Origin of the sequence: Marinomonas sp. 5E14-1 (assembly GCF_039939215.1) — a bacterium.
Taxonomy (GTDB): Bacteria; Pseudomonadota; Gammaproteobacteria; order Pseudomonadales; family Marinomonadaceae; genus Marinomonas.
In genome coordinates this window covers 56,054-71,631 of record NZ_JBDXMW010000006.1, presented here as the reverse complement: position 1 = coordinate 71,631, position 15,578 = coordinate 56,054, and the positions used below count along the sequence as shown (strand labels likewise).

Here is a 15,578-nt window from a genome sequence, read left to right as displayed (position 1 = left end):
AATCAATATCCTATTTTGAAATGTTGAATAAGAGCGACTTGTTTAGCGCCCCACTATCGTCTCGCGTGATACTTTTTCGACACAACGTACGGCTTTGATTCGACGCATAACATCTGCCAAACCAACACGGCTGGAAATGGTAATGTTCAAGCGTAAACGGCTGACTCGGCCACGTTCAATAATGTCTAAGTTTGAAACTTGGAAATCGGTATCACTGATCGAGCTGGCAATCTTGGCGACAGCGCCTCGCTCATTGATGTAACTCACGATCAAGCTGATATGCAATTCTTCTTCGATTTCCTTGCCCCATGCCATGTGAATAAAACGCTCAGGGCTGGATAAGTGATCTTGAACATTCGGGCAATTCAAATGGTGAATGATGATGCCTTTGTCTACTTGGACGTAACCGACAATCGGGTCACCTGGTATCGGTGCGCAGCACTTTGCATAAGAAATAAGCATGCCTTCCGAACCGTTTACCTTAAAGGATTTAGGCGTTACCAAGGTTTCTTCATCAAAGTTCGGGAAAAGCTCTCTGGCAACTAAATAGCCAACATGACGGCCTTTACCAATGGATTCTAATAAGTCGTCCATAGACGTCAGCTGGTGGTTTTCTAATACTTGCGCAATTTGCTCCGAGGTTAATTCGTCAATATTGGTTTTGAAAGCATTCAATGAACGAGTGAGTAGGCGACAACCAATAGAAATGGCGTTTTCACGCTGTTTGTCTTTCAAGTAATGACGAATGTTAGTTCGTGCTTTGCCTGTAATCGCAAAGCTTAGCCACGCCACATTTGGCTGAGCATTATTGGCGGTAATGATTTCAACTGTTTGGCCACTTTCAAGTTGAGTACTTAATGGCGCAAGGCGTCGGTTAATGCGACAAGATATACAAGTGTTGCCTATCTCGGTGTGAACGCCGTAAGCGAAGTCCACCGGAGTAGCGCCAGAAGGAAGCTCAATGATTTGCCCGTTTGGCGTGAACACATACACTTCATCTGGGAACAGGTCGCTTTTTACGTTATCGACAAACTCGACAGGGTTACGCGCTTTTTGCTGGATTTCGAGTAGGCTTTTCACCCATTTTGTCGCACGGTCGTGATTATTTGGCGTATTGGATGTGCCATTGGCTTTATAAGCCCAATGAGCTGCAATGCCATTATTAGCGACTAGATCCATTTCTTCTGTGCGTATTTGCACTTCCATTGGAATACCATTCGTACCCAAAACAGTGGTATGAAGCGACTGGTAACCATTGGATTTAGGTACAGCGATGTAATCTTTAAAGCGACCTTCAATCGGTTTGAAGAGAGAGTGGATAACGCCCAATATGCGGTAACAGCTATCGTGACGATCAGTCACGATACGAACACCATTAACGTCCATGATTTCATTCAATGAACGGCGCTTTTTATCCATTTTCTGGTAAATACTGTAAATGTGCTTTTCACGAACACTTATGCTGGCTTCGATATAATCTGCTGCCAACTCTGATCGAATCGTATCTTCAATCTTTTGAGTGTCCTTGATGCGTTGCTGACCATACATTTTATGGATGGCTCGTTGTAGCATGCGAGCACGCATCGGGTAATAAGCTTGAAAAGCAAGAGACTCTAACTCAACACGAACATTGTACATACCTAAACGGTTTGCAATTGGCGCATAAATCTCTAGAGTTTCGCGGGCGATACGACGCTTTTTATTGGCCGGCATGGCGTCCAATGTGCGCATATTATGTAAGCGGTCTGCTAATTTAACCAAGATCACTCGAATGTCATCTGCCATGGCCATGGCCATTTTTTGGAAGTTATGAGCTTGTTTTTCGAGCTGGTTATTGAACTCAAGGTGAGTCAATTTACTGACGCCATCTACTAAGCTTGCGACACCTGCACCAAATTGTTCAGTGAGTGCTTCGCGGCTGATGCCAGTATCTTCTATGACATCATGTAAAAGTGCTGCCGTCAGTCCATCACAATCCATTCGGAGCTCAGAGAGAACTTCGGCGACAGCGAGAGGATGGGTGACATAAGGTTCGCCACTTTTTCGCCGTTGGCCATCATGAGCCTGCTCGGCGTAATAGTAAGCGCGTTTTACCTTGGCAACTTGGTCGTACGGCAAGTACTGACTGAGTGTCAGTGCTAAATCTTCAATGGTATACATCGCTCACCTCACAAAGGTAAAGTAGAAGTGCGACGGTTGTGTTATGAGCGACACCATTGAATTAAAACTCGTGAACTGGGCGTTTTTGTTGATCAACGTTTTCTGCGTTAATCAAGTTTTCAGCGATTTCACGTAATGCAATAACCGTCACTTTGTCGCCTTCTAAAGGCACTTTCGATTCTTCACCACCAGTTGCTAGTTGGCGTGCACGTTTTGATGACACCATCACTAATTCAAAGCGGTTATCAACATTTTCTAAACAATCTTCTACGGTAACTCGAGCCATTTTGACCTCTGTATTCAGTTATCTATTTTTCCAAGGGTAATTCTACTTAACGGCTTCTTACAATGACAAGAGATCATTTATAAGATTGCCATGTTTTTGCTCGATAATCGGGGTTTTTGAGCGCATAGCCTTAAAAATCGCCCCCATTTGAGAAAGAGCTTCATTTAAATCATCATTAACGATGACGAAATCGTATTCGTTGTAATGAGACATTTCATTAACGGCCTTCGCCATACGCCTTTGAATTACTTCTTCTGAGTCAGTTGCACGACCTTTTAAGCGTTCTTCTAGGGTTTGTAATGACGGTGGAAGAATGAATATTCCTATGGCTTCAGGGTAAAGTTGACGGACTTGGCGAGCGCCTTGCCAATCAATTTCTAAGATCACATCTAAGCCTTGCTCCAACATATCAAAAATGGATGCTTTTGATGTGCCGTAGTAATTATCGAATACTTGAGCGTGTTCAAAAAAGGCGTCTTCCGCAATCATGTCCAAGAAAGATTCCGGGTCTGTGAAAAAGTACTCACGACCGTCTTCTTCACCTGTTCTTGGCGTTCTTGTAGTGTGAGAAATGGAAATGCGTACTTGTTGATCTTGCTTTAGTAAGGCTTTGTACAAGGTAGACTTACCCGCGCCAGAAGGAGCCGATAAAATGAATAAGTTGCCTTTGTGTTTATCCATGAGCTTTTTTGAACCCGCCATTTTAATATTTTTTATATGACTCGCCATTATATCACAAACTTAGATAAACGAGAGGAGAGGTTCTCGAGTAAAAACGAAGAATGAGATTGAAAATGTATTTCTTTCTTTTTTGTCACCATAAAGTGATATTTTTTCTGTAATCTAACGTAACAACTTCGTTATTAAATCAATAATGTCATTTAAACGGAACAAAAGGGATCACAGTTATGAAACTTAAAGTATTAGCTATATCACTTGGTTTATCGGCTATCAGTAGTGGCGCATTGGCGTTTGATGCTAAGTTAACGGATGCATTTTGGGACGGCTCAACCGTGCCAGCTGCTGAGCAATGTCAAAAATTTGGTGGGACTAGTCCTGCGACGCCAGCTTTGACGCTTAGCAAGTTACCAAAAGGTACGGATGTCATCGTTATGGAATACAGCGACCGTGACTCCCAGAATATGAATAATGGCGGTCATGGGCAGATGAGTTACACGTTAGCGTCTTCTGTATCGGAAGTAGAAATTCCTTCTGTTTTAGGCCACACATACGCTTTGCCAGCGCCTTTCAAAATGATTGCAGAGCATCGCGGTCCAGGTTGGGATAAAGCGGGTGCTTATATGCCACCTTGCTCTGGCGGTAAAGATCATGCGTATTACGTGACGATTAAAGCGATGGGTGACAACAAAGTTCTTGAGCAAACAGTACTAGAATTGGGTAAGTACTAACTTAATCAGTAAAACAGGGCGTATCGCTCTGTTTTATCTAATATAATTCCATGTGTAAGCAATGGTTGAGAGTTCCTTCACCAATGATACGGTTTAGCTTCTCCGCGAGTTTAAGTCCGAAGTGCGACACTTTTCATTTCAAGCAGTCAGTTGTTATCTTCAAACTCAGGATAGCTTTACTCTCTCTAACTTTTCGATACTTGAGTGAGAAAGTTTTACCCTATAGCGCTCTACTTTTTTTTCATTTAGGCGAACAACAATATTAAGGTCGTGTAGCATAGAGAATTTTCGTTTCATCAAACCATTTTTATCCAGGCTCATATATCTTAATGTGATGTCAGGTAAAAGCTCTAGAAGATGGTTGATATTGATATTCATAGTATCTCTTAACTGAGAGAAATCATTTATAAAATTATCATTTAGATCATATTTTTTCTTATAATATATAACAACTTCATTTTCCTCTTTCTTTGTAAACTTTCCTTTACCTCTAATCTTTAAAATATCATCATTTGGTATTTTAAACTCAGATAGCTCATAACAATTTCCAATAATATTATTATCACTATCAGTCAAAATACTTTTTAAATTGTACTTTCCTTTGTTCATTTTTTTCACTATATAATTACGAAAAATTTCTTTAAAGCGATCTTTAAAAATATAGCTAACACAAAGCGCTATAAAAACGGCAAATGAGACTGTTCCGTAGCCTCTTTGGAAATAAAAAACAATTAATGTAGTTAATAACATAGATAAAAAAGCACTAATACTAAAAGCAATTTGCTCTCGAACGACTCCTAATTTACGATTTTGTTGCGATATATTAATTGATTTATAGAAATGATCTTCTTTTCTACGTATATGTTGAGCTTCTTTGGACTTTAATCCATATTTCAGTTTTCTATATGTGCGCTCTTCACTAGCAAACTTAACTAGATCATCAAGATTCATTGCACTATTTCTTTTCTTAAGAGACTTATCATAGTAAACCAGCGACATTTGTTCGGCATAGTAAGAACAGAGTTCATCAGCAATTTTGAAATCTTTAATATTAGTTTCTGTCGTAGGGGTGCTTCTTAGTTCTAATAATAATGATTTAGCGGTCTCTATGTATTTAATATGGTTCGATTTTACATCTCGAATCAAGTTAGAAAGCTGTAATTTAAAAGCCTTTAAGAATATAGGGAAATCACTCTTTCTTTCAGGCTTTTTGGATTTTAATTTCAATAGTGGAAATTTCGATTTAGAAATGGAGTAATGATATCGAGATGCTTTCGACTCCAATAAGGTATTAGCTTGAATGTCACGCTCATGTATAGACATATCTTTTGGAAAAAAAATATACATCTCTAACAATGATTCTTTGTTTTTAATCACTGTTGTTCTAATTTCAAGGGAAGAATCTAAACTCTCAATATCTAATTTCACATATCCCCCTAATATATGTCATAAGACAAGATGTAAAATATTATCTTATGACTATGTTTTTTCTGATAGAACAGCCTAGCCAATTTTGACAATTGGCCAATTTTTCTCTTCAGCGACTTTTTTCAACACAGGGTCAGGGCCAACCGCTACGGGATAACCGACTTTTTCCAGTAATGGGAGGTCATTGTGCGAATCGCTGTAAAAGTAAGCTTCCTCTAGTTTATAGCCATGATCTTTCGCCCACTGCTCCGCATGTATTACCTTGCCCTCACGAAAGGTAGGTATGCCAATCAATTTCCCTGTTATGTAATCATCAATGATTTCAATATTCACACCAAGTGCGTACTCTACACCCAGATATTTGGTGATCGGTTCAACCAAATGAATACCCGTCGCTGAAATAATGACAATGTCATCGCCAGCGTCTTTGTGTTTTGCCAATAATGTATGGGTGCTATCAGGAATCATGGTACTAACAACTGTATCAATAAAGTCACGGATAAGAGCGCCCACTTTTACACGATCTAAAGTAAATAATGGCGCCAAAGTGTAATGCATATAGGCCTCCAAATTGAGGGTGCCATCATCGTATTCTTCCATGTATTTTTCATTCACCGCCAAAAAATCATCCGCTGTAGGCAAGGCGCTTGCAGCCAAATATTCAGAAAAAGCTTGCGCGGTATCGCCTTTCACTAAAGTGTTATCAAGATCAAAAAATGCCAGTGCCATGACGGCTCCTTAACTGCTTATCCAATGTAAAAATATAAAAGGAAGATGACGTATCTATCCAAGTGCTACGGCAATCAAGCCGGTAAAAGTAACCATCACACCAATGATTTTGGGCGCTTTAAGACTTTCCCCAAAACCAATGACGGCAAATAAAACCCCTAAAGGAATACTGAACTGACGTAATGCAACGACATAACTCACATTATCAACAAACGCCATGCTGAGAATAACCAAGGAATAAGTCCCTAACATCAGCGCAGCCGTTAACAACCCCACTCTCCATTGCTCTTTTGTCAGCAACAAAAAATCACGACGTTGTTTGGCAGTGCGCAGCACAAACCAGACCATCCAGATAACAGCAAATGCACTTTGCAAGGTGACATACACCAACGCCACTTCGCCAGCACTGGCAACAGGTAAACCATTTTCCCCAATCAAACCACGCATCAGCCCTGTTGCCTGATTATCCACTAAGGAATACCCTGCAGTGGCGAAGGCCGCGACGATAGCAAACACCGTTGTTCGGTTGCGGTAATTGTTAAGTTTAAAATCCCTAAAGTTAGGTAAAGGGATGAACAAACACCCAACAACAATCATGACGATACCAATGACCGCTTGCAGAGAAATGCTTTCTTGCTGTCCAAGAAAAAAGCTCGATATGCCCACAATAATCAAAGGCGAAGAGCGAGCAATAGGATAAGCAATTGACATATCGCCTGAACGATAGGCTTCTGCTAACCCCCAAAGGTACACCGCTTGAAAAAAGCCTGAACACAGTAATAACACTAGAATCTGTCGGTTTAATGCAAACAAGAGATCAAGGTGAATGATGAAAAGAGGAGAAAAAACAACCACACCACCAATCATAGTAAGGAAGAAAAAGCCTAACGTTGGACTGCTCTTCTTACCAAAAAAATTCCAACCTGCGTGCATAAAAGTTGATATTAAGATCAGCACTATCGCCGTTAATGACATAAAAACAACATCCTAACGTTGGCGCCAATTTTGAGTATATTTCAAAACAACATTACCCAATATCCAGTGGACTAAGCGCGCTACCATACAGGTCAACATAATCATTACCGCCATGGCCGCCGCCGGTGCAATGTCGCCAGCATCGTCCATATTTAGCACAGCCACAGACGCCAAACTTGTGTTGTAAGAATATAAAAATACCACCGCAGACACAGTTGTCATCGCATTCACAAACAAATAGCTCGCAATGTCTAATACCGCTGGCATACAGACAGGTAAAGAGACTCGCCAAAAAGTAACTATTTGAGGGACTTTTAAAGAGGCAGAAACCGCTTCAAACTCAGCATCAATCTGCTTTAAAGCCGTCGTTGCCGTCAAATGACACACCGTATAGAAATGGCTAATCGTACAAACCACTAAAATAATCATGGTGCCATATATGCCGTTCAATGGATTATTAGGCGCATTAAAGAAAAAGATATACGCAAGACCGAGCACTAACCCTGGTACCGCCAAAGGTAAAATAGCAAACAGATGAAAAAACCACTTCAACAGTTTAAATCCAGCGAGTTTCGCAACCAAATAGGATTGAAAGAAAATAAAAACCGTACCAATAACAGCGGTATAAAGCGCAAGCTCTATGGAATTAAAATAAGAATCCCAGCCACCTCCGTCCATTAGATCAAAATTGTAATTTTTGAATGACAAACTCAAGTTATAAGGCCAGAACGTCACTAACGAGGCGTAAACCGCCATGGCAATAACGCCCAGAATCACACCTGAAACTAAGGTTAATAACACAAAAAATAGGCTATCAATGCGTTTTCGGATAGGAGCAACCCAAGGCACGGCTTTCGAGGTAAGAAGTGCCGACTGACGACGCTGTAACCAGCGGTCAGTAATGAATGTCAAAATGGCAGGCAATAATAAAATCACACTGACAGCCGCGCCCATTTCGAAATTCTGCTGGCCTATTACTTGCTTGTAAATGTCCGTTGCTAAAACATTAAATTGGCCGCCAATCACTTTGGGCACACCAAAATCGGTAATCACTAACGTGAAAATAACAAAGGCAACACTGATAATGCCGTATTTAGCGGCTGGCAATGTTACTGTGAAAAATGTACGCATTGGGGAAGCGCCCAGCACTTCGGCAGACTCATACAAACGAGCATCAGTGTTTGCCAATGCCGTTAACATAATCATCAAAGCATGAGGAAAGGTCCAAAAGCACGAACCGATAATAATGCCAATAGGTCCATAGATGCTCTCTCCCATTAACACTTCTTTTAAGATTCCCTGATTACCGAAAAGGTAAACCAAACTGATGGCTGGCAATAGAGAGGGTGCCAAGATAGGCAGCACCAAAATTACACGAAACAACCCTTTTAATGGAATACGTGTACGGCAAATCGCATAAGCCGTGAGAAAAGACAGGCTCGTCACAATTAACGTTGACACCAAGGCGATAAAGAGAGAGTTGCTAATTGAGCTGTACAAGCTTGGCGTTTCAATGAATTTAGCAAAGTTAGCCAATCCAATAAAATGGCCGTCTTTGTCTTCAACACTCTTCGATAACAAGGTGTAAATTGGCATCACGACGCAAATAAGCAACCCCAGTACGCCAATGATTAAAACACCGCCAAGAGACCATTCATCCATACTACGGTGGCCATACCAAGGTTTTTTAGCGGCTTTTTTTGCGTCCATTGACATGGCAGGCGTTATGGAAGATTCACTCATACAGAACCTCCAAAAACATGCAAACGATCCGCTGGCAGCTGACATGTGATCTTTTGCCCTTGTGTGAAGTTTAAGCGTGACATTTCATTCATCGAGATGTCTGCCAAAATAGGACGCTCATGGTTCTCAAGCTGCAATAACGAGCGCATACGAGAGCCAAGAAATTCTAAATGGAGTACCGTTGCATTGAGAATATTGTCTTGATCGCCTTCTGTGTGAAAACGCACATCTTCTGGACGAATCGCCAATTGAGCGTTGTCGCCAATAGCCAAATCGGATGTCTGGCTGTAGTTTAATGTCAAACCGCCAGAAGCCATCTCACCCACACCGCTCACTTTAGCACTGAGAAAATTCATTTCTCCGACAAAGTCAGCAACAAAAGGTGTATTTGGTTTTGTGTATACTTCTTGAGGCGAACCGATTTGCTCAATCACACCTTGGTTCATAACAACGATCTTATCGGCCATAGTTAAAGCCTCTTCTTGGTCATGCGTTACCATGATGGTGGTCACACCCAATTTCTCTTGCAGCTGTTTTATTTCCTGACGTAAATGCGCACGAACGCGTGCGTCCAATGCCGATAACGGCTCATCCAACAACAATAAACCCGGTGATGTAGCTAACGCACGAGCAAGGGCAACACGCTGTTGCTGGCCTCCTGAGAGTTGCGCTGGGTATTTGCCTTCACTACCAGACAAACCTACTGTAGCCAATAATTCAGTCACTCGAGCTCGTCGATCATTTGCCGTCATGCGTTCAGCAGCACGCTTTGCCGATAAACCATAAGCAATGTTGTCACTGACGGTTAAATTCGGGAACAGCGCATATGATTGAAACACGATGCCAAAGTCTCGTTGCTTGATCGGGGCATACGTGATGTCTTTACCAACTTGCAGAATGGATCCACTGGTCGGCGTGTCCAAGCCTGCAATAATGCGTAACAGACTGGTTTTACCACAACCAGATGGCCCCAAAAAACACACAAACTCACCTTCTGCGATGTTAAGGGACACATTCTTAAGTGCTTGATATGAGCCAAACATTTGGTCGATGTTATTCATTTCTAAATACGTTGGGCTGGACACTGTTAACTTTCCTCGAATTAAGGCGCTTTTTGTAATAAATACAAAAAATAATCGGTGTTATGGTGTGTTTATTACAAAAAACGCAATCATAGACTTTTAATAAAAATGGGAATAAAGCGGTGCTTTATTCCCATTTTTGAAGGTATCTTATTTTGCTTCACTCTTGCCGTCGTAACGTTTTTGCCATTCAGCTAAGATCGCTGAACGGTTTTGTGCTGACCATTCAAAATCGTTATCAATCATCAAAGATTCAGCGTTATCAGGGAAGAACTCAACTGATTTCGCCACACCTGGCATAGCCACTACCGCATAACCTTCGTTATACATCTCGTTAGCTTTTCGAGAAACAGACCAATTCGCTAGGGTTTGTGCCGCTTCTAACTTGTCTGTGCCTTTTACTATAGCCGTGGCTTCCATATCCCAACCTAAACCTTCTGTTGGGAAAACAATGTCCAATGGTGCGCCTTGTTTCTTAGACTTCGCAGCACGAAAAGCGAAGGAGATGCCGATTGGAATTTCACCTGATGCCGCCAGTTTGCAAGGTTTTGAGCCTGAGTGAGTATAACGATTGATGTTCTTATGCAAGCCATCCATGAACTGCCAGCCATCGTCTTCACCGAAGATTTGCAACCAGCTACTCACATCCAAAAAGCCAGTACCTGAAGAATTAGGGTTCGGCATGATAATGTGATCTTTATAAACAGGATTCGTTAAGTCTGCCCATGAGGTGGGTTTTGGTAACCCCAATTTGCCAGCTTCAACCGTGTTGTAACAAACCGCAGCGATCCAAGCATCCATTCCTGTCCATACAGGTTCGCTACTTGTATCTTTGAATTTTGGAGAAAGTTTCTCATAACCAACCGGTTTATAAGCTTCTAGTACACCTTCGTTTTTCAACAGCATTAAACTGGTCGCCGCCAACCCCCAAACCATATCGGCTTGTGGATTGTTTTTTTCCGCCAACAATTTCGCTGTGACAATCCCTGTAGAGTCACGAACCCAGTTGATTTTAATATCTGGATAATCAGCATTAAAACGCGCTGCGTATTTCTTAAGGTCTTCAGCTTCTACCGCTGTGTAGACAGTCAATTCTGTTTTCGCTGCATGCGCAGCAATCGATAGACTAGTGATGCCTGCTAAAACAGCCAGACGTTTCATAAGGGTCTTCTGTATCATTTTCTTTCTCCATGCATCAGGGTGATAATCTGGTATATACCAGATTTAATTATGCAAAATAGCAGCCAAATATTTCATTCATGTAACAGTGAATAAAAACAGCAAAGAAAATTTATCGGAGGGATTTAAGCTAAGTTAATGATAATTAAAAAGAATATATGGTTTTTAGCATATAACTCTAACAACATTAGTTTCGGATGGAAATTTCTATGGTCACCGCATCATGACGCCAAAATTCATAGTCGACTGATAAGACACTCTTGTCATCTGAAAAGTTAACTCGCTCTATTTGCAAACCAGCTTGGCCTGTGGAGGTGGACAAATCTTTCGCCTCATTGTCTGGCAAGGCTGTCGCTTTAAAGGAGAGGTCCATATCACGATATGGACTTTGATATTTAGTCCGTAATATTTGTCCTAATGACTGAGTGAGATCTTCATGCTCAATGCCTGGCAAAAGATCCACATTGACATATAACTTCTCAATCAATACTGGTCGTTGGTTAATGTAGCGGCGGCGATGCAAAAAAAGCACAGGAGCCCCAAGAGGGATGTTCATTAATAGTGCAATTTTATGGTTGGCAGATTCAATTTGTTGCATCAGTTTTTCAGTGTGGGGCGTATAACCTTGCTCTGTTACATACAAATTAAAACTTACATTATTAGCAGGATCATAAATAACAGCTGGCGGAGTCACAAACCAACCACGGCGATTCGATCTATATATCAAACCTTCTGCTTCTAAATGCTGCAATGCTTGACGAGCCGTAACACGGGACACTTTGAATTGCTCTGCAAGCTCTCGTTCGGAGGGAAGTTTTGTTTCATATGGCATTTTTTTTTTGAGAATTAAATCGTGAAAGTATTGTTGTAAATAACGGTAATGTTTTTCTGTCATAGAAGTCTCAAAAAATATTTATAATGTTTGAAGGTTTATCTTATTACATGTCCACCAACAATAAATGAATACCTAATCTATCTAGTAAAATACGAACAAGTATAACGACTTAGTAGAAAGCCGAACAGCAGATGTGAGTTAATCACTGTCTCATTAAAGAAAGGCGGAATGCTAGATATTTAACTGTTTTGTCTTAATATTAAAAACGATCAAATATAGAGTTTACTATGAAGCAAAAGATAGCCTTGGTGATTGGCTCAACAGGGCTGGTGGGTAAATCACTCACACAACAGCTTTTAATGGATGAAAAGTATCAGGCCGTGCATGTTTTTGTACGTCGAGAAATCGTGGCGGATGAATATCAAGACCCAGAGCATAAACTGCATTCCCATCTGGTGAACTTCGACGACATTTCCCAATGGCAAACCTTACTCAAAGGGGATGAACTCTTTTGTTGTATAGGCACCACATTGAAACAAGCGGGCAGCCAATCGGCCCAACGCAAAGTGGACCTCGACATTCCCACCGACATTGCCCAATACGCCAACCAAAATGGCGTACAGAAAATCGCACTTGTATCCTCTGCTGGCGCGAACCCCAAATCCGCCTCTTTTTACCTGCGCCTAAAAGGCCAACTGGAACAAAACCTACAAGCATTAGACTGGCAACACATCACCATTGTTCGACCCTCCTTCCTTGCTGGAAAACGCTCTAACCCTAGATTCGGCGAACAACTGGCTATTAATTTATACGCCGTATTGCAGTACATCCCCATCATCAAACGCTACCGCCCAATACAAGCGGAACAAGTCGCAAAACGCATGAGAGAACGGTTAAACCGCGAGCACAACACAAAGCTAGTGATCGAAGAACTAGAGCAATTGTTTTAGAGAAATCTTATTAGGGAATTTATAAATAACGGATACAATATTATCCATTATTTATATTTTTTGCCTATAATGGATATTACTGTATCCATTATGGTTTCTTTTATGAGTTTTTCATTACTTGATGATACCGATGTTAGTCAAGCCTATGCCGATTACTTACGTGAGTTGCGTAAGCAAGCAAAACTGTCTCGTGCTGCACTTGCGGAGCGTAGCTGTGTGCCAGCGGCCACTATTAAAAAATTTGAACTGACAGGGCAAATTTCATTTCGCCAATTACTGTTGTTGTGGCAAACACTCGACTCGTTGGATCGACTGCTCCAACTAACGAAAACGAGCCAGCGTGACGTGCTGCCAACGAGCATTGATGAGGTATTAAAAGATGAATTTTAAACCCATTCAAAAACTAAACGTGGCTCGCACCTTGAGTACAGGTGAACGTGTGTCGGTAGGTGTATTAGCGCAGAACCGCCAAGGTGCATTCTTTCAATACGATGAAAGTTATCTTCAACGGTTTGGCAATTTATCGCCTTTTACCTTACAAGCTAATACACAGCTTCAAGCTGCACCAAAGCAACCACACCAAGGAATTCATGGGGTATTCGGTGATAGCCTTCCTGATGGTTGGGGGATGCTGTTACAGGATCGTATCTTTCGCCAGCAGGGCATTTTACCCGCTCAAGTAACAGCGATGGACAGATTGGCTTTTGTTGGCAATAAGGGAATGGGCGCCTTGTCTTTTTCCCCAGCGTCAGAGTTTGTGTCTGATAACCGAGTTGATATGGACTTGGCAACACTGGGGCTCGAAGCGCAAACGCTCTTTGATGAATCCTTGCCTGACTATCAAGAGTTCATTCAAGCTGAGCAGAATGATTTAGAAGGCCACCCCCAGCAAATTTTAGCCGCACTAGTCGCTGGTGGTAGTTCTGGTGGTGCGAGGCCAAAAGCACAAATTTACATGCCGTCTTGTGACACCAAGCATTGTCGAACCTTTGCACAACCCGGAGACGAAGCTTGGTTGGTCAAGTTTACTTCGAAGAACTTAGCGCTTGGGCACGAAGAAGGCCTGTGTGAAGCGGTATATTTGCAAATGGCTGAACAGGCAGGGTGCCAGACGCCTGATTGGCAGTTGATCGAAGCACCTCGCCATAGCGGAGCCAGTGCATGGCTTGCCATTAAACGCTTTGACTACATGACAGAAAAAGCCTCTTCGGGTGATGAACTAAGATCAGGCCGTTTACATATGCACAGTGCTTGTGGCCTTTTGAACGCTGACTTTCGTAGTCCAAGCCTAGACTACAGCGACCTGATTAAAGCGAGCCGCCAGTTGTGTAAATCGCCAGCCGCGGGACAACTTCAATTTCGTCGCGCTATATTTAATCTATTTGCTGCCAACCAAGACGACCACAGTAAAAACTGGGCGTTTTTACAAGCAGATGACGGCCAATGGCAGCCAGCACCATTCTACGATATTACCTACAGCCCACACCCATTTAATGAACATGCCACAGCCTTTGCAGGCCATGGCAAAGCCCCCACGCTTAAGGTCATGCAAAAGCTCGCAGCCAGTGCTGGCTTTACAAACTGGAATGACGCAAAACACGTCATCCAAGAAGTATCGGAAGCACTGAGCCAGTTTACCAATCATGCTCAACAACAAGGCATCAGCCAAACCACTACAAAGGCAATAAACAAAACGCTGGCCGAACGAAGACAGGAAAATGCTGATCTCTTTTTATAGAGGTTTTCAGATAAACTTGCTTATAAGAAGCAATCAATCAGGGGGATTGAAAAACCGACATAATGTCGTTTTCGCCTTAACAGCCAGCGTAGCTTAATCGCTGCGTACAAGGCTTAGTTGTAAGATAAATACTAGAATTAATTTTCTTTGATGCAATATTATTACTTTGTTTTCAAATATCACTCAATATTCTGAATCTGTTCTCTCATTTGTTCGATCAATACTTTCAATTCCACGGCGCTTTGTGTGGTTTCGACGACGATTGATTTGGATGAAAGGGTGTTGGCTTCGCGGTTGAGTTCTTGCATGAGGAAGTCTAGGCGGCGTCCTATTGGACCTTTTTGCTTGAGCTGTCGGCGGACTTCTTTGGTGTGTGTGGCTAGGCGATCCAGTTCTTCGGCTACGTCGGCTTTTTGTGCCAGTAAGACGATTTCTGCTTCGACGCGCATTGGGTCGAGTTCGACTTTCGCGGCTTCAAGTTTTTCGATGAGGTTTTGCTTTTGTGCCGCGATAATCTCAGGCAGTTTGGCTTGAACTTCTACAACAATGGCGTCGATGGCGTCTAAGCGTTGTTCGATGATGTCTTTTAGCTGTGCGCCTTCTCGTAAACGCATATCGATCAATTCATCAACACTCTTTTGGAAAAGGTCTTTCACGGCATTTTTCATGATTTCCGCGTCTGTGCTTGTGTCACTTAATACGCCGGGCCATTTTAAAATGTCGAGTGGATTTGCAGGGTCGAGGTCTTTAAACCAAGTGCCTAATGTGTTGACTGCATTGGCAAGGGCTTGGGTATTTTCTGCATTGATGTTTAGACTGGTGGCGGCTTTGTCTACCGATTGGAAGCGCAGTTGGCATTCTAGTTTGCCTCGGTTGAGCTTTTTGCGTAGTACATCTCGAAAGGAGAATTCCAGCTCACGGAAGTTGTCTGGTAAACGAAAGTTTGGCTCTAAATAACGCTGGTTGACTGAACGGACTTCCCAGCTAATGGTGCCCCAGTCGTAAGTGGCTTCTTGGCGTGAAAAGGCGGTCATACTTGCAGTCATATCGAGTACCTAAATAGA

The 15,578-nt window shown here is 42.1% G+C and carries 15 protein-coding genes; 4 read left to right on the top strand and 11 right to left on the bottom strand.

The window, feature by feature from the left end; translation table 11 throughout:
- Positions 1-42: 42 nt before the first annotated feature.
- The 3 genes from ABFY09_RS07075 to gmk form a co-directional block, all read right to left on the bottom strand.
- A complete protein-coding gene (locus ABFY09_RS07075; RefSeq protein WP_347983601.1) occupies positions 43-2,160 on the bottom strand; it encodes a bifunctional (p)ppGpp synthetase/guanosine-3',5'-bis(diphosphate) 3'-pyrophosphohydrolase in 2,118 nt (705 codons plus the stop codon).
- 61 nt (positions 2,161-2,221) lie between these two features.
- Positions 2,222-2,446, bottom strand: coding sequence for a DNA-directed RNA polymerase subunit omega (gene rpoZ / locus ABFY09_RS07070; RefSeq protein ID WP_347983600.1), 225 nt, complete (start codon positions 2,444-2,446; stop codon positions 2,222-2,224).
- A gap of 57 nt (positions 2,447-2,503) precedes the next feature.
- On the bottom strand, positions 2,504-3,127 hold the full coding sequence (gmk, locus tag ABFY09_RS07065; protein WP_347983738.1) for a guanylate kinase: 624 nt from the start codon (positions 3,125-3,127) through the stop codon (positions 2,504-2,506).
- 227 nt (positions 3,128-3,354) lie between these two features.
- Here gmk and ABFY09_RS07060 point away from each other — a divergent pair, with 227 nt between their 5' ends.
- On the top strand, positions 3,355-3,855 hold the full coding sequence (locus ABFY09_RS07060; RefSeq protein WP_347983599.1) for a hypothetical protein: 501 nt from the start codon (positions 3,355-3,357) through the stop codon (positions 3,853-3,855).
- A gap of 165 nt (positions 3,856-4,020) precedes the next feature.
- Here ABFY09_RS07060 and ABFY09_RS07055 read toward each other — a convergent pair whose 3' ends face one another.
- From ABFY09_RS07055 to ABFY09_RS07025, 7 genes are all read right to left on the bottom strand, one after another.
- On the bottom strand, positions 4,021-5,283 hold the full coding sequence (locus tag ABFY09_RS07055) for a hypothetical protein (protein ID WP_347983598.1): 1,263 nt from the start codon (positions 5,281-5,283) through the stop codon (positions 4,021-4,023).
- 75 nt (positions 5,284-5,358) lie between these two features.
- Positions 5,359-6,012, bottom strand: coding sequence for an HAD family phosphatase (locus ABFY09_RS07050; protein WP_347983597.1), 654 nt, complete (start codon positions 6,010-6,012; stop codon positions 5,359-5,361).
- Positions 6,013-6,066: 54 nt separating this feature from the next.
- Complete coding sequence (locus ABFY09_RS07045; protein WP_347983596.1) at positions 6,067-6,987, bottom strand: EamA family transporter; 921 nt, start codon at positions 6,985-6,987, stop codon at positions 6,067-6,069.
- 12 nt (positions 6,988-6,999) lie between these two features.
- Positions 7,000-8,730 (bottom strand): putative 2-aminoethylphosphonate ABC transporter permease subunit, encoded by a 1,731-nt coding sequence (locus ABFY09_RS07040; RefSeq protein ID WP_347983595.1) that lies wholly within the window; start codon positions 8,728-8,730, stop codon positions 7,000-7,002.
- Positions 8,727-9,815, bottom strand: a complete 1,089-nt coding sequence (locus ABFY09_RS07035) for a putative 2-aminoethylphosphonate ABC transporter ATP-binding protein (protein ID WP_347983594.1) — start codon at positions 9,813-9,815, stop codon at positions 8,727-8,729. Before ABFY09_RS07035 ends, ABFY09_RS07040 begins: the two co-directional genes overlap by 4 nt.
- A gap of 147 nt (positions 9,816-9,962) precedes the next feature.
- Positions 9,963-10,991, bottom strand: coding sequence for a putative 2-aminoethylphosphonate ABC transporter substrate-binding protein (locus ABFY09_RS07030; RefSeq protein ID WP_347983593.1), 1,029 nt, complete (start codon positions 10,989-10,991; stop codon positions 9,963-9,965).
- Positions 10,992-11,178: 187 nt separating this feature from the next.
- On the bottom strand, positions 11,179-11,886 hold the full coding sequence (locus ABFY09_RS07025; RefSeq protein WP_347983592.1) for a UTRA domain-containing protein: 708 nt from the start codon (positions 11,884-11,886) through the stop codon (positions 11,179-11,181).
- 227 nt (positions 11,887-12,113) lie between these two features.
- Here ABFY09_RS07025 and ABFY09_RS07020 point away from each other — a divergent pair, with 227 nt between their 5' ends.
- The 3 genes from ABFY09_RS07020 (at position 12,114) to ABFY09_RS07010 (ending at position 14,514) form a co-directional block, all read left to right on the top strand.
- Positions 12,114-12,776: an NAD(P)H-binding protein gene (locus ABFY09_RS07020; RefSeq protein ID WP_347983591.1), complete on the top strand. Its 663-nt coding sequence runs from the start codon at positions 12,114-12,116 to the stop codon at positions 12,774-12,776.
- Between the two features lie 102 nt (positions 12,777-12,878).
- Entirely contained in the window at positions 12,879-13,166 is a 288-nt protein-coding gene (locus ABFY09_RS07015; RefSeq protein ID WP_347983590.1) for a helix-turn-helix transcriptional regulator, read from the top strand.
- Positions 13,156-14,514, top strand: a complete 1,359-nt coding sequence (locus ABFY09_RS07010; RefSeq protein WP_347983589.1) for a type II toxin-antitoxin system HipA family toxin — start codon at positions 13,156-13,158, stop codon at positions 14,512-14,514. The genes ABFY09_RS07015 and ABFY09_RS07010 overlap by 11 nt, the downstream gene beginning before the upstream one ends.
- Before the next feature lie 179 nt (positions 14,515-14,693).
- Here ABFY09_RS07010 and ABFY09_RS07005 read toward each other — a convergent pair whose 3' ends face one another.
- A complete protein-coding gene (locus tag ABFY09_RS07005; protein ID WP_347983588.1) occupies positions 14,694-15,560 on the bottom strand; it encodes a YicC/YloC family endoribonuclease in 867 nt (288 codons plus the stop codon).
- Positions 15,561-15,578: the final 18 nt, after the last annotated feature.

Coding starts and splice junctions, on each gene's coding strand:
- gmk (WP_347983738.1), bottom strand. CDS start 3,127: ATGGATAAACACAAAGGCAACTTATTCATTTTATCGGCTCCTTCTGGC.
- ABFY09_RS07005 (WP_347983588.1), bottom strand. CDS start 15,560: ATGACTGCAAGTATGACCGCCTTTTCACGCCAAGAAGCCACTTACGAC.
- ABFY09_RS07025 (WP_347983592.1), bottom strand. CDS start 11,886: ATGACAGAAAAACATTACCGTTATTTACAACAATACTTTCACGATTTA.
- ABFY09_RS07040 (WP_347983595.1), bottom strand. CDS start 8,730: ATGAGTGAATCTTCCATAACGCCTGCCATGTCAATGGACGCAAAAAAA.
- ABFY09_RS07050 (WP_347983597.1), bottom strand. CDS start 6,012: ATGGCACTGGCATTTTTTGATCTTGATAACACTTTAGTGAAAGGCGAT.
- ABFY09_RS07030 (WP_347983593.1), bottom strand. CDS start 10,991: ATGATACAGAAGACCCTTATGAAACGTCTGGCTGTTTTAGCAGGCATC.
- rpoZ (WP_347983600.1), bottom strand. CDS start 2,446: ATGGCTCGAGTTACCGTAGAAGATTGTTTAGAAAATGTTGATAACCGC.
- ABFY09_RS07075 (WP_347983601.1), bottom strand. CDS start 2,160: ATGTATACCATTGAAGATTTAGCACTGACACTCAGTCAGTACTTGCCG.
- ABFY09_RS07020 (WP_347983591.1), top strand. CDS start 12,114: ATGAAGCAAAAGATAGCCTTGGTGATTGGCTCAACAGGGCTGGTGGGT.
- ABFY09_RS07015 (WP_347983590.1), top strand. CDS start 12,879: ATGAGTTTTTCATTACTTGATGATACCGATGTTAGTCAAGCCTATGCC.
- ABFY09_RS07060 (WP_347983599.1), top strand. CDS start 3,355: ATGAAACTTAAAGTATTAGCTATATCACTTGGTTTATCGGCTATCAGT.
- ABFY09_RS07010 (WP_347983589.1), top strand. CDS start 13,156: ATGAATTTTAAACCCATTCAAAAACTAAACGTGGCTCGCACCTTGAGT.
- ABFY09_RS07045 (WP_347983596.1), bottom strand. CDS start 6,987: ATGTCATTAACGGCGATAGTGCTGATCTTAATATCAACTTTTATGCAC.